General features: G+C 74.7%; 15 protein-coding genes. 3 read left to right on the forward strand and 12 right to left on the reverse strand.

All coding sequences use genetic code 11. The annotated features are described in order from the left end of the window. Positions 1 to 15 precede the first annotated feature (15 nt). The 4 genes from ABZY91_RS08065 to bldG all read right to left on the reverse strand — a co-directional run bounded on the left by ABZY91_RS08065 (position 16) and on the right by bldG (position 3,842). Entirely contained in the window at positions 16 to 1,548 is a 1,533-nt protein-coding gene (locus ABZY91_RS08065) for a methyltransferase (protein ID WP_355400695.1), read from the reverse strand. A 382-nt stretch (positions 1,549 to 1,930) separates the two neighbouring features. After that, complete coding sequence (locus ABZY91_RS08070) at positions 1,931 to 2,626, reverse strand: hypothetical protein (RefSeq protein ID WP_355400697.1); 696 nt, start codon at positions 2,624 to 2,626, stop codon at positions 1,931 to 1,933. 278 nt (positions 2,627 to 2,904) lie between these two features. After that, positions 2,905 to 3,327 carry an ATP-binding protein gene (locus ABZY91_RS08075; protein ID WP_329885693.1) on the reverse strand — a complete coding sequence of 141 codons (423 nt, stop codon included), beginning with the start codon at positions 3,325 to 3,327 and terminating at the stop codon, positions 2,905 to 2,907. A 173-nt stretch (positions 3,328 to 3,500) separates the two neighbouring features. After that, on the reverse strand, positions 3,501 to 3,842 hold the full coding sequence (bldG, locus tag ABZY91_RS08080; RefSeq protein WP_327678470.1) for an anti-sigma factor antagonist BldG: 342 nt from the start codon (positions 3,840 to 3,842) through the stop codon (positions 3,501 to 3,503). 220 nt (positions 3,843 to 4,062) lie between these two features. On the opposite strand from bldG, the gene ABZY91_RS08085 reads away from it, so the two are divergent. After that, the gene (locus tag ABZY91_RS08085; protein WP_355400700.1) at positions 4,063 to 6,567 is read left to right on the forward strand and encodes a DEAD/DEAH box helicase; all 2,505 of its coding nucleotides are present in this window, start codon (positions 4,063 to 4,065) and stop codon (positions 6,565 to 6,567) included. Here the strand turns inward: ABZY91_RS08085 and ABZY91_RS08090 are convergent. The 7 genes from ABZY91_RS08090 to ssd all read right to left on the reverse strand — a co-directional run bounded on the left by ABZY91_RS08090 (position 6,562) and on the right by ssd (position 12,469). Further along, a complete protein-coding gene (locus ABZY91_RS08090) occupies positions 6,562 to 7,104 on the reverse strand; it encodes an Rv3654c family TadE-like protein (protein WP_355400702.1) in 543 nt (180 codons plus the stop codon). The genes ABZY91_RS08085 and ABZY91_RS08090 overlap by 6 nt on opposite strands. Then, positions 7,092 to 7,589 (reverse strand): TadE family type IV pilus minor pilin, encoded by a 498-nt coding sequence (locus ABZY91_RS08095; protein WP_355400704.1) that lies wholly within the window; start codon positions 7,587 to 7,589, stop codon positions 7,092 to 7,094. Before ABZY91_RS08095 ends, ABZY91_RS08090 begins: the two co-directional genes overlap by 13 nt. Then, complete coding sequence (locus tag ABZY91_RS08100) at positions 7,579 to 7,791, reverse strand: DUF4244 domain-containing protein (protein ID WP_355400718.1); 213 nt, start codon at positions 7,789 to 7,791, stop codon at positions 7,579 to 7,581. Before ABZY91_RS08100 ends, ABZY91_RS08095 begins: the two co-directional genes overlap by 11 nt. 168 nt (positions 7,792 to 7,959) lie before the next feature. Further along, positions 7,960 to 8,580: a type II secretion system F family protein gene (locus tag ABZY91_RS08105; RefSeq protein ID WP_355400706.1), complete on the reverse strand. Its 621-nt coding sequence runs from the start codon at positions 8,578 to 8,580 to the stop codon at positions 7,960 to 7,962. Between the two features lie 212 nt (positions 8,581 to 8,792). Next, positions 8,793 to 9,680, reverse strand: coding sequence for a hypothetical protein (locus ABZY91_RS08110; protein WP_355400708.1), 888 nt, complete (start codon positions 9,678 to 9,680; stop codon positions 8,793 to 8,795). Between the two features lie 321 nt (positions 9,681 to 10,001). Continuing rightward, positions 10,002 to 11,345 (reverse strand): TadA family conjugal transfer-associated ATPase, encoded by a 1,344-nt coding sequence (locus tag ABZY91_RS08115; protein ID WP_355400710.1) that lies wholly within the window; start codon positions 11,343 to 11,345, stop codon positions 10,002 to 10,004. Continuing rightward, positions 11,345 to 12,469 carry a septum site-determining protein Ssd gene (ssd, locus tag ABZY91_RS08120; protein WP_355400712.1) on the reverse strand — a complete coding sequence of 375 codons (1,125 nt, stop codon included), beginning with the start codon at positions 12,467 to 12,469 and terminating at the stop codon, positions 11,345 to 11,347. Before ssd ends, ABZY91_RS08115 begins: the two co-directional genes overlap by 1 nt. An 812-nt stretch (positions 12,470 to 13,281) precedes the next feature. On the opposite strand from ssd, the gene ABZY91_RS08125 reads away from it, so the two are divergent. Then, positions 13,282 to 14,118, forward strand: coding sequence for an HAD-IB family hydrolase (locus tag ABZY91_RS08125; RefSeq protein ID WP_355400720.1), 837 nt, complete (start codon positions 13,282 to 13,284; stop codon positions 14,116 to 14,118). Positions 14,119 to 14,545: 427 nt separating this feature from the next. Here the strand turns inward: ABZY91_RS08125 and ABZY91_RS08130 are convergent, their stop codons facing one another. After that, entirely contained in the window at positions 14,546 to 15,445 is a 900-nt protein-coding gene (locus ABZY91_RS08130; RefSeq protein WP_329885721.1) for an oxidoreductase, read from the reverse strand. Between the two features lie 222 nt (positions 15,446 to 15,667). Between ABZY91_RS08130 and ABZY91_RS08135 the strand changes: the two genes are divergently transcribed. Continuing rightward, the gene (locus ABZY91_RS08135; protein ID WP_355400714.1) at positions 15,668 to 16,675 is read left to right on the forward strand and encodes an ATP-binding protein; all 1,008 of its coding nucleotides are present in this window, start codon (positions 15,668 to 15,670) and stop codon (positions 16,673 to 16,675) included. Positions 16,676 to 16,797 lie beyond the last annotated feature (122 nt).

Here is a 16,797-nt window from a genome sequence, read left to right on the forward strand (position 1 = left end):
TCGCGAAGGGCGCGATCAGGCCACGGGGCTGATGAACCCCTGCTCCGTGAGCATGCGCAGCGACTCCGGCACCCGGTCCCGCAGCACCACCCGGTCCTCGCCGAGCAGCTGCGCGATCGCGTCCACGATCTCGCCCGCCGACAGCGTCCCGTCGCAGACGCCGACGAACCCGGCGCCCACGGTGTCCACCTTGGTGGCGCGCCGCATGCCCCGGTTGTGGCGCAGGACCACGTGCTCCGGGTCCTCCGCCCCGGGCGCACCGACCTGCTCCTGGACCACCTCGTCGGCCAGCACGTACCGGGCCGCCAGCAGGGCCGCGTCGTCGTGCGTCCGCAGGAAGTCCTGCCGGTCGAACCACTCCTCGATGTGCGGGCCGAGCGGCTGCTCGACCGGGTGCGGCCACTCCTCGACCCGGACGGTCGGCCGCTCGGCGCCACCCGCGCGCAGCGTGATCCAGCCGAAGCCGATTCCCTCGACCCGCCCGGCCTCGAACGCGTCCAGCCACTCCCCGTACCGGGCCTGGTAGTCGCCACCGGGACCGCGGTGGTCACCGCCGTCCCGCAGCCACAGCTCGGCGTACTGGGCGACGTCCTGCACCTCGCGCTGGACGATCCAGGCGTCCAGCCCGGTGCCCGCGACCCAGCCGGACAGCCGGTCGTGCCAGTCCTCGCCCTTGACGTGCTGCCAGTTGGCCAGCAGCTGGCAGTAGCCACCCGGTTCCAGCCGGGCGGCGGCGGAGCGGACCAGGCTGCGGCAGAGGTCGTCGCCGGCCATGCCGCCGTCCCGGTAGGTGAACCGGCCGGTCGGCGAGATCACGAACGGCGGGTTGGAGACGATCAGGTCGAACTTCCGCTCCCCGACCGGCTCGAAGAGGCTTCCCTCGGCGGTCTCGGCGTGGTCGAAACCGGACAGCGCCAGAGTCAGCTCGGTGAAGCGCAGCGCCCGTGCGTTGACGTCGGTCGCGGTGACCCGCTGGGCGTGCCGGGCCGCGTGAAGCGCCTGCACACCGGAGCCCGAGCCGAGGTCCAGCGCGGACCTGACCGGCCGGCGCACCGTGATGTTGGCCAGCGTGGTGGACGCGCCCCCCACGCCGAGCACCAGGTCCTTGCGGGCCACCCCGTGCGCGGTCTCACCGGACCCGATCCCGCCGGCGCCGCCGACCGCACAACCCAGGTCGGAGACCACCCAGGCGTCCGCGCTCGGCAGACCGGCGACCTCGTCGGCGTACGGGCGGACGTCGACGGTGGCCCGCACCAGATCGCCGTCCGTCCGCAGCCAACCGTCGGTCAGGCAGTCCTCGACGGGCAGCGCGGCGGCGGCCGCCTGGTACGGCACGGGCTGCTGCAGCAGGAAGAGCCGCACCAGCGTCTCCAGCGGGCTGCCGCCGCGGGTCGCCCGCAGGGCGGGCACCGCCTCGCTGCGGGCCAGCGCCGCGTACCCGGTGGGCCCGAGCAGGTCCAGGCAGCCGTCGGCGGTGTACGAGGCGGCGAGCAGTGCCTCACGCAGTTTGGCGAGGCGGGTCGGGTCGAGAACGGGGCTACTGATCACCCCGACATTGTCCCCCGCCCGGTCGCCCCCGCTCCCCTCGGCAACCCCTCGAAGGTCCCCCGAAAGCTCCTCAACGGCCCCGTGACGGATCCGTGCAGGTCCACGCGCCGACCCCGTGGCGGGGCTCCGGGGCCGGGTCGGGCCCGGAGGGACGTCCCACTGGCCGGACAGCGATTCGAGCAGCGCGAACGCCCCCTCGGCAGGTCGGGCGAGGAGGCAGAAGAGGAGGGCGGACAAGGGGGCGGAACAGCGGGTCCGACGGCGACAACGGCTCGGTCGGGGATACCGGTGCGGATACGGATACCGGTGCGGGTGCGGGAGGTGCGGGTGCGGGAGGTGCGGGTGCGGGAGGTGCGGGTGCGGGAGGTGCGGGTGCGGTCCGTCAGCTCGCCGAGGGGACGGGGGCGGAGGAAGGCTGAGCGGCGGCGGGATCCGTCGCGGCGGGGCTGCCCGCCGGGCTCGTACCGTCCGCCGTGCCGGGAGCCGGAGTACCGGGAGCCGTCGTGCCCGTGGCGCCCGCCGACGGAGCCGCGGCAGCCGTGCCCGGCTTGCAGCCCTCCTGCTTGGCCATCGCCGCACCCAGCTCGCCGCGCTGCAGCTTGCCCTGTGCCTGCGTGGAGAGCGAGGCCAGCTGCTGAATCTGGTCGGAGATGCTGCGGAGTCCGTCGGCGAACTTCCCCTGGTCGGTGTTGGGCAGCGCGTCCAACTTCTTCTGGACCTCCAGGTACCCGTCGGCCGCCTTGGTGAGCTCGGCGACGGTGTCCTTCTGGAGAGTGGCCCCGTCGTCCACCTTCGGCGCTCCCGCGCCGTCGATGGCCGCAGCAATGTCCTGGTTGGTCTTGGCCAGCCGCCCGATGTCGGCCGAGAGACGCTTCTGGAGGTCGACCGGGACCTCGCCGGTCTTCACCTGGCCGGTGTCCGCCAGCGCGGTCTGCGCCTGGGCGATCGGGTCCTTGGCCCCGCCGCACACCTTCACCGCCCAGGAGTCCAGCTGCTTGCTGTTGTCGTCGCCGCAGCCGACGGCGCCGAACGCAAGCAGCGCGCCGAGCGCGGGTACGGCCAGCAGTCGCTTGTTCACCGGGAGAAGCCCTTTCGGTTTCGGTCGTCGAACAGCGAACCTACACGGCCGCCGCACGACCCCCGGTTCCCGCCCGTACGGGCCGCGCCTGTGCTCCGACCGTCGCCGGAAGGGCGTGCCGAAGGTACGACGAGGGCACGCCGCAGGGAGGAACTGCGAAGGAGGGCTCCCGCTCGAAGAGGCGTGGCGCCCCGGGTGATCGACCACCGGTGTCCGGCCAGCCGTCACCCCACGGCCCGCGAGCGACGACCTCCGGCGGGCCTGCCGGGACCAGTCGGTCAGCCCGTGAGCACGTCGGCCGGGACCGGCCAGCTCATCCGGATCAGACCGCCACCGGTGCCGCTGGTGACCTCAAGGTCCTCGACCAGGCCGGTGAGCACCGCGAGACCGAGCGTGTCCTCGTCCGGGTCGACGCCTTCCGCCGAACCGGCGGCGGTCGGGACGGTGTCGAGGCCGGCCTCGTCCTCGACCTCGATGAGGAAACGCTTCTCCTGGTCGATGAGGGCCACCCGCACCGCGCCGGTGATGCCACCACGCTGGTGCAGACCGACCGCGCGGGAGCATGCCTCACCGACGGCGAGCCGCACCTCGTCGAGCACCGACTCGTCGACCCCGACTCGTCTGGCGACTGCCGCGGCGACCAGCCGGGCCGTACGGACGTGCTCGGGAAGCGCACTGAATCGAAGTTCGACGGTTGCCATCTCTCCCCCTCGGGGTGCTCCGACCGGGGCCGGGCATACGGCCGCTGCGGGCCGACGTCAGTCGGCCCCTGGGCGGACCGACGGGCCGGGGCCGCAACAGGGCCCCGGCTCCCGGCCGCGTTGAGAATCGGGCGGGCCGACCACGGAGGGCCGACCCGGCCGGATCGGTCGGGTCAGTCGGTCGCGTTGACCGCGTCGTCCACCGAGTTGTGGATCGGGAAGACCTTGGTCAGGCCGGTGATGCGGAAGATCTTGAGGATGCGCTCCTGGTTGCAGACCAGTCGCAGCGAACCCTCGTGGGCGCGCACCCGCTTCAAACCGCCCACCAGCACACCGAGCCCGGTGGAGTCCAGGAAGTCCACGCCCTCCATGTCGACGACGAGGTGGTAGCTGCCGTCGTTGACGAGCTCGACCAGCTGCTCACGCAGCTTCGGGGCGGTGTACACATCGATCTCGCCGCCAACCTCGACGACCGTGCGATCGCCGACTGTACGGGTCGACAGGGACAGGTCCACGGAACCTCCAGCACCTTGCCTTGCTACGTCATTGCGATCCTCGGCCGGACGGCCGCCACCGCATGGTCACAAGCCTCGGGCACGCCCAGCCAATGCGGCAAGCCTCGGCGCTGCGACCCCCGGCCGTACGGCCGACACGGCCACATTCAACCACTTGTGACCATGCCCGCACGATGGCTTGGGACGATTCTCCGTCACTCCGGTGACACACTGGGTCCTCATGCCGCCGCGTCACAGCCTGCCCGAGGCACTGCTCACGACCCTGTCCACCACCCGCGGGCGGTCGGACCGGCTCACCCATACGGAGCACCTTCCCGCCCGGGCCGCCCGCTATTCACCGTGGCCCGACTGGATCCGGCCCGAGATCGTCGAGTCCGCCCGGGCCCTGGGCGTGGAACGCCCCTGGGCCCATCAGGCAGAAGCAATGAATCTGGCCAAATCCGGCCATACTGTGGTGATCGCCACAGGAACCGCCTCGGGCAAGTCCCTCGGCTACCTGGCCCCCGTCCTCTCCGATCTGCTGGACGGAACCGAAGCCCGCAACGGGCGCGGCGCCACCGCGCTCTACCTCGCCCCCACCAAGGCACTCGCCGCCGACCAGCGCCGCCGGGCCGCGGACCTCGCGCCGCCCCGGGTCCGGGCCGCTCTCTACGACGGCGACACCCCGCCCGAGGAACGCGAGTGGGTCCGCCAGTACGCCTCGTACGTGCTCACCAACCCGGACATGCTGCACCGCGGCATCCTGCCCGCCCACGCCCGCTGGTCCTCCTTCCTCAAGACCCTGCGCTACGTCGTGATCGACGAGTGCCACAGCTACCGCGGCGTGTTCGGCTCGCACGTCGCCCAGGTGCTGCGGCGGCTGCGCCGGATCTGCGCCCGGTACGGATCCGAGCCCACCTTCCTCCTCGCCTCCGCCACCACCGCCGACCCGGCCGTCACCGCACGGCGGCTCACCGGCCTGCCCGCCGACGCGGTCACCGAGGACGCCTCCCCGCGCGGGCCCGTGGTCTTCGGGCTCTGGGAGCCGCCGCTCACCGAGAACGTCGGCGAGCACGGGGCGCCGGTCCGCCGGACCGCCACCGCCGAGGCCGCCCACCTCCTCACCGACCTCGTCGAACGGGAGATCCGCACCGTCGTCTTCGTCCGCTCCCGCCGCTCCGCCGAGCTGGTCGCCCTGCAGACCCAGGACCAGCTCGGCCGCCCGCTCGCCGACCGGGTGGCCGCCTACCGCGGGGGCTACCTCGCCGACGAGCGCCGCGCCCTGGAACGCGATCTGCACTCCGGCCGGCTGCTCGGCCTCGCCTCCACCTCCGCACTGGAGCTCGGTGTCGACATCTCCGGCCTGGACGCCGTCCTGATGGCCGGCTACCCCGGCACCCGGGCCTCGCTCTGGCAGCAGGCCGGACGGGCCGGGCGCGAGGCCCAGGGCGCCCTCGCCGTCCTGATCGCCCGGGACGACCCGCTGGACACCTACCTGGTGCACCATCCGGAGGCGCTGTTCGCCACCCCGGTCGAGGCCACCGTGCTGGACCCGGACAATCCGCACGTCCTCGCCCCGCACCTGTGCGCGGCCGCCGCCGAGCTCCCGCTGACCGACACCGACCTGGAACTGTTCGGCCCCTCCGCCGGACCGCTGCTGCCGATACTGGAGCGACGCGGGCTGCTCCGCCGCCGCGGTGACGCCTGGTACTGGACCCGCCGCGAACGGGCCGCCGACGGCGTCGACCTGCGGGGCAGCGGCGGCAGCCCGGTGCAGATCGTCGAGGCCCCGACCGGGCGGCTGCTCGGCACCGTGGACGCCTCCGCCGCCCACACCACCGTCCACACCGGCGCCGTCCACCTCCACCGGGGCCGCAGCTACCTCGTCCGGGAGTTCGACCTCGACAACTCGGTCGCGCTGGTCGAACCCGCCGACCCGCCCTACACGACCGCCGCCCGCGACATCACCTCCATCTCGGTGCTCTCCACCGACACCACCGTCGACTGGGGCGAGGGCCGGCTCAGTTTCGGCTCCGTCGAGGTGGTCAACCAGGTGGTCGGCTACCTCCGCAAGCGGATCTCCACCGGCGAGATCATGGGCGAGAGCAAGCTCGACCTGCCGCCGCGCACCCTGCGCACCCGCGCGGTCTGGTGGTCCGTCACCGAGGACCAGCTCCTCGACGCGGACATCCCGCTCGACCAGTTGCCCGGCGCCGCCCACGCCGCCGAGCACGCCTCGATCGGGCTGCTCCCGCTCTTCGCCACCTGCGACCGCTGGGACATCGGCGGCGTCTCGGTACCGCTCCACCCGGACACCGGACTGCCCACCGTCTTCGTCTACGACGGCCACCCCGGCGGTGCCGGATTCGCCGAGCGGGGCTTCCAGCGGGCCGTCCAGTGGCTGACGGCCACCCGGGAGGCGATCGCGGCCTGTGAGTGCGAACGCGGCTGCCCCTCCTGCGTGCAGTCGCCCAAGTGCGGCAACGGGAACGACCCGCTGGACAAGGCGGCGGCCGTCCGGATGCTGGACGTGCTGCTCGCAGGAGCGCCCGCCGTGCCGGCCGCGGAGCGGCTGGAACCGGCAGCGGCCACTGGGGAAGCGGACGGCTCCGAACCGACGGAACCGGCGGAAGCGGTCGAAGCGGCGGACGCGGTCGAAGCGGAGCCTGAGGGACGGACGACCGCGGCCGGGGAGGTCGGGGGCGTCGGGGAGGCGTGCGAAGCCGGGGAAGCCGGAGGTTCATGAGCCCGTCCCCTCGGTCTGGGCGGCCGTCACCGCCGGGCCGGCCACCGCGGTGACGGCCTCGCCGACCGCGGCGCGCGCGTCCTCGTCCGTCGGGGCGACCGCCGCACGGATCGGGCCGGCCCGGGACCGGGCACGCGCCGGCCCGACCGGCAGGCGGACCGGCAGCCCGGTAACCGGCACCTCCGCCACCACGTCGACGGCATCGGCCTCCCGGTCCACCGTGCAGGAGACCACCGTGGCCGCCTGCGCGGCCGCCACGGCCCGGGCCCGGTCGCAGCCGCCGTCCGCGTCCAGCAGCAGCCGGTCGGCCGCCGCGAGCGCCGCGAGGTCGGCGGCGGACTCCGCGCGGTGGCGGGCGCCGACCGCCACACCCACCGACAGCAGGACGGTGAAAGCCGCGCAGCCCAACAGCGCGCACACGACCAGCCAGACCGTCGCGGACCCGCCGTCGTGCCCGCCGCTGCGGGCCCCCACCCGACCGGAGCGGAACCGCAGTGCGCTGCGCGCCCGAGCCACGGCGCGCGTCAGCTCGGCCACGGGCCGGCACCTCCCTCCCCGCCCCGCAAGGTGTCCTCCCGCGCTGCCACGGCCGCCGCGCCCAGCCGGACCGAGAGCACGCTCCCGAGCCCGCCCGGTGCCGTGGACGGCGCGTCCACCGTGACCCGGACCGTGTCCGCCGCCAGGTCGATCCGGACCTCCGCCCCCGGCGGGGCGACCGCCCGCGCGATCCCGGCGGCATCCGTCTCGCCCCGCGCCGCCGCCCTGGCTCCTTCCCTCGCCGCATCCACGCACCGCACCTGGGCACCCACCGCGAGTACGGCCCAGACCAGCATCGCGGCCAGCAGCACCAGCGCCGGCAGCGCGACAGCGGTTTCGGCGGTGACGAAGCCACCGTCGCCCCGCCGCCGGCGCCGCCCGTTCCGGCCGGTCGGGGCGAGCCGACCGGAACGGGTGGCACAGGGGCCGCAGCCGGCAGGAAGCAGCCGGGCACACCGCCCTGCGGACGGTGCCTCAGGTCGCATGGAGCGCACGGTCCAGGACGTCGGTGAGGGCTCCGATGACCGCCGGGCTGGTCACCACCTTGTAGAGCCCGGCAGCCAGCGCGCACGCCCCGAGCGTGCCGACCGCGTATTCCGCCGTGGTCATCCCGGCGTCCGAGCGGGCCCTCGCCCGGCCGGCCCGCCGGATCCGACGGATCGCCCAGCGGCCCCGTCGCCGCCCCATCCGCACCAGTCGGCCGAGCGAACTGCCGCTGTCGAACACGGGCTTGAGCACTGCATCCATGGTTCTCTCCTTGGATCGATTCAGGTGTCGACCGGGCCCGGGCGGAGCGGCGTCCACCGCAGCCTCCGCACACTGCGCCTGGTACCGATCGAAATCTTTGACGATGCGTCACATTTGCTGCGTGAAGCGAGAGGTGAGCCCCAGCACAACCGGGACCACACCCAGCAGGACGAAGGCCGGGAGGAAGCAGAGCCCGAGCGGTACGGTGGCCAGCACGCCGGCCCTGCGGACCCGCGTGTGCGCCGCCCGTACGGCCTCCGCTCGTTGGCCGCCCGCCAGTCCGGCGAGCGCCTCGGCCGCCGGGGTCCCGCTGAGGCTCGTCCGGACCAGGCAGCGGGCCAGCGGTGCCAACCGCGGATGCTCCTCGCCCAGTCGGCGCCAGCAGTGTTCCGGCGGCGCGCCCAGGGCGAGTTCCGCCGCCGTTGCCATCAACCGGGGGCCCATCGGGGCTCCCACGCTCCGGCCGACCGCTACGACGGCCTCCGCCGGCGAGCCAGCCGATCCGAGGCAGGCCGCCAACAGCTCCGCGGTGAGTGGCAGCTGTCGGACCAGCCGTTGTTCGTCCGACAGCGCTCGCCGCTCCGCCGGGGACCGGGCCCGCGGCAGCCGCCGGTACAGCCCCGCCGCCACCAGTAGACCCACCACCGGGCCTGCCCCACCGCCGAGGAACGCCGCTGCGCCGATCCCCGCGGAGAGCGCCGCGGCCCCCCGCCGAGCCCGCTCCGCCACGGCGGCTCCCCTGTTGGCGGGCTCAGCCCGACCACCTCCCGGCCACCGGCGGGCCGGGGCGTCTCCGGCCCTTGGCGGCCCCACTGTCGGCACCCTGGCCGTTCGCCACTTCGCCGCCCGCCGCCGGGCCGTCCTTCGGACACGCCACCCGCTCAGCGGCAGCGCACCCGCCGCCATGGCCGGGCCCAGGACGGTCCAGTCCATCGCCCGCATCACGCCGACCTCACCTTCCCCGCGAACGATCCGCTAGACCGTCCCTCCCGAGGGCGGGTCCGGGTGATCCCGCACCGCCGGCCGGACCCGGGCTCCGGGCGGCCCACGGCGGCCCGGCCGCGGAACGGACCCGTTTCCCGGGCGTCCTCCGACGCCGACCGGACGATGCGCGACGTCCAGGCCAGGCCGATCCCTTCCAGCGCCGCCCCTGCGACCAGGCAGGCCAGCCCGGCGGGTGTGTGGAGCAGGACGTCCACCGGTCGGGCGCCGACGGCCGCGCCGAGCAACAGACCCACGAGAGGCAACCCGGCCAGGACCGCGACCGTGGCGCGCGGCGCCGCCAGCTCGGCGGCGATCTCCTCGGACAGCGCCCGTTCGACGCGCAGTGCCTCGGCCACCCCGTCCAGACCGGCCGCCAGGCCCGTTCCACCGTCGGAGGCCACCCGCCAGCAGGCGGCGATCGCAGCCGCTCCACGGCCTCCCGGCAAGTCGGCGAGCAGCAGGAGTGCGGCGGGCACATCCGCGCCGTACCGGCCGGCCGCGAGCCGGGCGACCGGCTCCGCCCCGAGCCGGCCCAGCTCCGCCCGGTCGGCGGCGATCCGCGTGGTCACCACGTGCAGCGCCTGTTCGGGCGTCGCTCCGCTGCGCAACTCACCCGCCAGTCCGGCACAGAGCTCCACCACCGCGGCCGCCCGGCGTCCGGCCCCGGCCGCCGCCGCGCGCCGCAGCCGCCATCTCCTCAGCGGCAGGACGGCCAGTGCGGCGGCCAGGGCCGGAACGGGCGAGACCGTCACCCATCCGGCCGCCAGTCCACCGGGCAGGAGCAGCAGTTCGGGTGCACCCCTGGCGGCCCGCCAGGACGCGCCCACCCGGCTGCCGAACGGCACGGCTCCACGCCGCCGGGGCCCACGCCCCCGCCCGTGACCGGCGGCTCCCCGGGATCCGCCGGCCTCGCCGGACTCACCGGCCCGGCCGGCGAGCAGGTGCCCGGCCCGCCGGACGCCCGCCAACTGCCTCTGCAGGCACCACCGGCCGGCCGCCGCCGCCCCGCAGAGGGCCGCCGCCCAACAGAGTTCGACCCGGTCAACCGTCACGTCCGCCACCAGCCTCTCGCCGAGTTCTCCCGTTCCAGGGACCGAGCAACAGCACCGCGCCCACCCCGCACCCACCCAGCAGCAGGACGAACGCCACCTGCACCGAGGCCGCCGTCACGGCGGCCCGCCCGCGAGCCGAACCCCCCGGTCGGCCAGCAACCGGGTCAGCCGCTCCCAGCCGGCCCCCGGCACCGCGCCGCCGTCCGCCGTGAACGTCACCGCAGGGGTGGTGACGGCCAGTCCCTGCCGGTCGCCGGCCAAGGTGTGGATCTCGGCGATCCGTCGCCTCCCGGTGGCCGGCTCCCGCACGAGGTGCACCACCACGTCCAGCGCCGCGCGGAGTTGGCTGTGCACGGCCGCCCGGTCCAGCCCGGCCAGCGAGCCGAGCGCCTCCAGCCGGACCGGGACGTCCGCCGCGGTGTTGGCGTGGACGGTCCCGGTGCCGCCTTCGTGGCCGGTGTTGAGGGCGGCCAGGAGGTCCGACACCTCGGCCCCGCGCACCTCCCCGACCACCAGCCGGTCGGGCCGCATCCGCAGTGCCTGGCGGACCAGGTCCCGAAGCGTCAGCTCGCCCAGCCCCTCCTGGTTCGGCGGGCGACTCTGCAGCCGGACCACGTGCGGGTGGTCCGGACGCAGCTCGGCGGAGTCCTCGGCGATGACGATCCGCTCCTCCGGACCGACCAGACCCAGCAACGCCGCCAGCAGCGTGGTCTTCCCCGTGCCGGTGCCGCCGCTGACCAGCATCGAGAGCCGGGCCCGCACGAGGCCCGCGAGCAGCTCCGCGCCGCGCGGCGGCACGGCCCCGCCGGTCACCAGCTCGTCGAGGGTGAAGGGCCTGGGGCGGCAGACCCGCAGCGAGATGTGGGTGCAGCCGGCCGCGATCGGCGGCAGCACCGCGTGCAGCCTGGTGCCGTCCGGCAGCCTGGCGTCCACCCAGGGCCGTGCGTCGTCGAGCCGCCGTCCGGCCGCCGTGGCCAGGCGGTGGGCCAGCCGCCGCACCGCACCGGCGTCCGCGAAACGGACGCCGGTCGCCCGGCGCAGGCCCCCGCCGCGGTCGACCCAGACCTCGTCCGGTCCGTTGACGAGGACGTCCGTGACGTCGGGCGCCGCCAGCAGCCGGTCCAGCGGGCCCGCACCCACCAGTTCGGCGCACAGCGAGCGCACGGTGTCGAGGACGTCGTCGCCGCCGAGCGGCGGCCGGGTGGCGCGCAGCGCGGCCGCGACGGAACCGGCCGTCGGGGCGGCCCCGGACTCGGCCAGCCGCAGCCGGACGGCGTCGACCAGGGCCGCCGCCCGCGCCTCCCGGGCCGTCCGTCCGTAGGGGTTCGGCTCGGGCGGCGGCCCGAGCGCGGGCACGCGCCCTGCGACGGGCACGCTCCGGAGCGACCGCTGTTCGTACGCGCCGGCGCGGCGGCCCGCGACGCCGTCCGAGCCTCCCGCTCTCCGCAGACGGACCATCAGTACACACCTCCCCCGACCGCCGGAACCGGCGGCAGCACCTCGTCCAGAAAGGTCTCGCAGAAGCGGGCGAGCGGGCCGCTCTCCCGGATGCCCGGCGGCACGCCCTGCTCGGTGTCGGCGGCCAGGCCGGGCTCCGGCTCCAGCACGCCGGCGAGCTGCAGCCGCAGTCCCTGCGCGATCTTCCGGGCCGGGATGCCGAAGGGCCCCACGGGCCGCACCACGACCCTGACGTCCTCGATCCGCATCCGGGCGGACGCGGAGACCCGGTCGGAGGCCGCCACCGCGCGGAGCTCGGCCGGCACCACCAACAGGGCCGTGTCGGACTGCTCCAGCGCCTGCCCGGCCGCCGGGTCGAGCCGACGGGGCACGTCGACCACCACCAGACCACCACGGCGACGGGCGGCGGCCAGCACGCTGCGCATGGCCTCGGGGGGCACGGCCAGCGTGTCGCTCCGGTCCCAGGACAGGCAGGACAGCGCGGTGAGCCGCTTGGGCGCGGGCAGCGCCCGGGTCAGCTCGGCGCCGCTCACCCGGCCGCGTGAGGCGGCCAGGTCCGGCCATCGCAGGCCGGCGGCCGTCTCGCTGCCGAGCAGGAGGTCGAGCCCGCCCCCCAACGGATCGCCGTCGACGAGGACGGTCCGCCGTCCGCGGCGGGCGGCGGTCACGGCGAGCGCGCACGCCAGGGTGGACGCGCCCGCGCCTCCCCTCCCGCCGAGCACCGCGACGGTGAGCGCAGGGGTGCCGACGCCCTCCACGGCGTCGGCGATCCGATCGAGCAGCCAGGCCTCCGCGTCGGGCAGGAAGAGCACGTGCTCGGCGCCGAGTTGGACGGCTCTGACCCAGACCCCCGGGTCGTCGAGGTCCAGCCCCAGCAGCAGCACCCCGGCCCGACGGGGCAGACCGGCGCACTGCTCGGCCCGGTCGTCGCCGACCAGGACCAGCGACGACCCCTCCCAGAGCTCGCGCGGCGGCGACGTTCCCCGGAGCAGCTGCGGTTCGGTGCCGGCCGCCGCGCAGATCCGCAGCAGGTGCTCGGCCAGGCCGGGGTCCCCGGTGAGGACGAGCGGTCGGGTGGGCGCCGGACCGTTGGCGGTGGCGTGGTCGGTGGTGGGCTTCGACATGGCGGCTCCCCTGTGCGGGTGCCCGGCCGCACGGGGCGGGCCGGGCACACGTCCGGTCGGTGCGACAGCCGGCCGCGGGCCCGCAGCACGGACCCGGTGACCGCTGCCGACCCTCACGGTGGGCGGTGATCCGGATTCCGTCCGCCGGGTTCCGATTCCCTGTGGACAACTCGGGGGTTGTGGAGGAAAACGTTCACTCGGAAGGGGGGCTATTGAGCAAAGAATTGACGAAACGGGCTCACTGAGAAGAACCGGTATAGACCGCACCAAGGGGAAGCAACCGCTCCGGGCGCTGCTGCGGGAGCCGCCTCGACCGACCATTCCGCGCGTTCGAGGGGCTGAGGACAGCCATGATCAATGATCTACGGAGAGTGACCAAATCGCCCGAAGGGGCCCGTCGCCGACACCCCCCGTAGATGTCCGCCGGGCCGGCGGGCCGATTCCCCGACAGTAGCCGTTCAAGCCCTGAAAATGGCCCCGGACGTGCGACGACCCCCGCCGGGGGGGAGAGCGGGGGTCGTCTATCCACGGCCCGACTCGGGGGGGAGGAGCCGGACCGGGTTAGCACGGTCGCGAACGATCCGTGACTTCCATGGTGTACCCGAGCGGCCAGAAACACAAACCCGCACGCCCACGAGTACACCGAATGGCGGGCCGTTTTGTGGTGCCCTCTATCCTCGGTTCCCGTGGACACCACCGAGAACGCCGACGAGTCCCCGGACTCCACCGCCGGAGCCGCCGGAGCCGCCGAAGCCCCGGGGAGCGACGGAGCGGCCGGGGCAGCCGGGGCGCCCGGGGCGGACGCGACGCCCCTGACCGGCCCGCCGGCCGCCCCGGCGCGTCCGACGGGCCCGCGGACCGCGGCCTTCTTCGATCTCGACAAGACCATCATCGCCAAGTCGAGCGCCCTCGCGTTCAGCCGCCCCTTCTACCAGGGTGGCCTGATCAACCGTCGGGCCGTCCTGCGCAGTGCGTACGCCCAGTTCGTCTTCCTGGTGGGCGGCGCGGACCACGACCAGATGGAGAAGATGCGCGAGTACCTCTCCGCACTCACCCGGGGCTGGAACGTTCAGCAGGTCCGCGAGATCGTCGCCGAGACCCTGCACAACCTGATCGACCCGATCATCTACGACGAGGCCGCCTCGCTCATCGAGCAGCACCACGCGGCCGGTCGCGACGTCGTCATCGTCAGCAGCTCCGGCTCCGAGGTCGTCGAGCCGATCGGTGCGCTGCTCGGCGCCGACCACGTGATCGCCACCCGGCTGAAGATCGAGGACGGCTGCTACACCGGCGAGATCGAGTACTACGCCTACGCCGAGAACAAGGCCGCCGCCATCCGGGAGTTGGCCGAGCGCGAGGGCTACGACCTCGCCGAGTGCTACGCCTACAGCGACTCGTCGACCGACCTGCCGCTGCTCGAAGCGGTCGGCCACCCCTCGGCGGTCAACCCGGACCGCGCGCTACGCAAGGAGGCGGTCGCCCGGGAGTGGCCGGTGCTGGTCTTCGACCGGCCGGTGGAACTCCGGCGTCGGCTCCCGGAGTTCTCGGCGCCGAGCGGCTCGGTGCTGACCGCGGTGGCGATCGGCACGGCGGTGCTCACGGCCGGGGTGATCTGGTACGTGGCGCGACGGCGGCGCCCGACGGCCTGACCCCTGCGGGAAGCGCCGGGCACCCGCCGCCGAACCGAGGGGCAAAACGGGCAAAAGCCGAAGACTTCTCGTTTCGGGTTCCCCTTTCGCCCGAAACGCGATACAAATGAAGCACGGCCCGCGAGACCCGGTCAGGACCCCTAAGAGGTCAAACCGACAACGCAGTTCAGGCCCCACGGACCGCGTACAGATGACTGAGCACCCACATGCAGCCGACCCGCTGTCGGGCCGCCGCACCAGACGAACGGGCAGGATCCCCGTCTGATGGGCACTTCCGGTGCATGCATGGTCACCCGGCATCTGTGCCAGCGGCGGCACCCGGCAGGATCAGGTGCCGCCGCATCTCTTCGTCCCGGCGCCTCCCGGCCCGGGACCCCCGGCCGCCGCCCCTCGACCGCCCTTGACGCCGGTCGGACCGCGCGTCCGGTCAGACCATGCCGCGCTGCATCGCCTCGCAGACCGCCGTGGACTCCCGAACCCCGAGCCGCAGGGCCCGGCCGCAGTGGCCGATCCAGGCGGCCAGCCCCTCCGGCGTCCCCGCCAGGTAGCCGGCCAGCGCCCGCCGGTAGGCGTCGGTCCCCAGCTCCGCCAGGCCGACCTCGGCCGGGCAGATCGACTTCGGGTCGAGCCCCTCGGCGATCAGCACGATCCGCTGGGCGGCCCGGGCGATCAGGCCGTTGTGGGAGCCGAACGGCCGCAGCGCCAGGAGCTCGCCGTGCACCACCGAGGCGACCACCAGGGCCGGCGTGCCGACGCCCTGCCCCTCCGCACGGGCCACCAGCAGCCGGGAGAGCTGGTCGAGCCTGGCGGCGACCTCCTCCGAGCCCGGCGCCGGGGGCAGCACGGGCACCGGCCCGTCCACCGCGCCCGGCACCGCGGACTCGACGCCCTCCACCGGCTTCAGTTCCAGCGGGAACGGATCGTCGGCGCCCTCGCCCGCCTGGCGCGGCCGCCCCGCGGGGGCGTCGGAGTCCCCCACCGCGAGCAGGTGCAGCCGGGCCAGCACCTGGAGCGGCGAGTGCCGCCAGACGCTGAGCAGCTGGCCGGCCTCGGCCGAGATCCGCAGGGCGGCGCCGACCGCCCGGGCCTCGGGGTCGGCGCCGAAGTCGCTGCGCCGCCGGACCTCCTCCAGCGGCCAGTCCGCCCCCGCCAGTGCGGCGGAGGCCCGGGCGCCCCGCAGGGCGGACTCCGAGGTGACCTCGGCCGCACGGCGGCGCATCACCCGGTGGCCGTAGAGGCGGTCGACGGCCTTGCGCACCTCGGCCACCGCGTCGGGCACCCCGGGGAGCTGGGCCAGCGGGGCGAGGGGATCTGTTCCAGTGCTCACCTACCCGAGGGTAATGAACCGGGGCCACTCCCGGAACGGCAACCTCGCATCACCCTTTAGAGGCAATCCTCACTTCCCTCCGGCGAACCACCCGAAACCCCGGATAGCATGGCCGCTATCGGAAGCGATAACGATTTCCAGTTCTGGAGATCGTCGACCCCGGCCGCGGAGCGGACGAGCGACCGCGGCGGGCCCCAGAGCGAGCGAGAGCCGGAGTCCCAGATGAAGATCGCCTTCGTCGGCAAGGGCGGCAGCGGCAAGACCACGCTGTCCGCACTGTTCATCCGCCACCTGGCCGCCTCGGGCCGCCCGGTCATCGCCGTCGACGCCGACATCAACCAACACCTCGGCCCCGCACTCGGCCTGACGGACGCGCAGGCCGCCGAACTGCCCTCGCTCGGGGCCCACCTGCCCGACATCAAGGAGTACCTGCGCGGCTCCAACCCGCTGATCCGGTCCTCCGAGGAGATGATCAAGACGACCCCGCCCGGACGGGGCTCGCGCCTGCTCCGGATCGTCGAGGAGAACCCGGTGTACGCGGCCTGCGCCCGCCCGGTCGCGCTCGACGAGGGCTCGGTGCGACTGCTGGCGACCGGCGCGTTCACCGAGGAGGACCTCGGGGTGGCCTGCTACCACTCCAAGGTCGGCGCGGTCGAGCTGCTGCTCAACCACCTGGTCGACGGCCCGGACGAGTACGTCGTGACCGACATGACCGCGGGCTCCGACTCGTTCGCCTCGGGCCTGTTCACCCGTTTCGACCTGACCTTCCTGGTCGCGGAGCCGACCCGCAAGGGCGTCTCGGTCTACCGCCAGTACCGCGACTACGCGCGCGACTTCGGCGTGCGACTGCGCGTGGTGGGCAACAAGGTGCAGGGGCCCGAGGACCTGGAGTTCCTCCGCCGCGAGGTCGGCGACGACCTGCTGACCGCCTTCGGGCACTCCGACTGGGTGCGCCGGCTGGAACAGGGCGCCAACCCGCAGCTGCGAGCCCTGGAGCCGGCCAACCGCGCCGTGCTGGACGAACTGCGCGCGGAGGCGGACACCACGTACGGGCAACGGGACGCCCGCCGCTACACCGAGCAGGCCGTCTTCTTCCACCTCCGCAACGCCGAGAGCTGGGCCAACGCCAAGGTCGGCATCGACCTCGCCACCCAGGTGGACCGGGGCTTCGTGCTCGGCGACCGGCTCGCCGCGGCCGACGAACCCGCCGCGGCCGGCGCTCCGGCCTGACCGGCGGCGGCCCTCCGCCGCCCCGGCGCCACCGACGGGGGGTGGGGCGCCCCCCCCCCGGGGGGCCCACGCCGGGTGGGTGCCCCGCACGCCTGGCCAGTGGAACGCGCGCCGGTAGGCGG

It is taken from the genome of Kitasatospora sp. NPDC002965 (assembly GCF_040611255.1).
Classification (GTDB): Bacteria; Actinomycetota; Actinomycetes; order Streptomycetales; family Streptomycetaceae; genus Kitasatospora.

What these genes read in the sequence shown, in the direction of transcription:
- ssd (WP_355400712.1), bottom strand. Translation starts at nt 12,469, where the DNA reads ATGTCGAAGCCCACCACCGACCACGCCACCGCCAACGGTCCGGCGCCC.
- ABZY91_RS08115 (WP_355400710.1), bottom strand. Translation starts at nt 11,345, where the DNA reads ATGGTCCGTCTGCGGAGAGCGGGAGGCTCGGACGGCGTCGCGGGCCGC.
- ABZY91_RS08095 (WP_355400704.1), bottom strand. Translation starts at nt 7,589, where the DNA reads ATGCGACCTGAGGCACCGTCCGCAGGGCGGTGTGCCCGGCTGCTTCCT.
- ABZY91_RS08075 (WP_329885693.1), bottom strand. Translation starts at nt 3,327, where the DNA reads ATGGCAACCGTCGAACTTCGATTCAGTGCGCTTCCCGAGCACGTCCGT.
- ABZY91_RS08135 (WP_355400714.1), top strand. Translation starts at nt 15,668, where the DNA reads ATGAAGATCGCCTTCGTCGGCAAGGGCGGCAGCGGCAAGACCACGCTG.
- ABZY91_RS08100 (WP_355400718.1), bottom strand. Translation starts at nt 7,791, where the DNA reads ATGGGGCGGCGACGGGGCCGCTGGGCGATCCGTCGGATCCGGCGGGCC.
- ABZY91_RS08085 (WP_355400700.1), top strand. Translation starts at nt 4,063, where the DNA reads ATGCCGCCGCGTCACAGCCTGCCCGAGGCACTGCTCACGACCCTGTCC.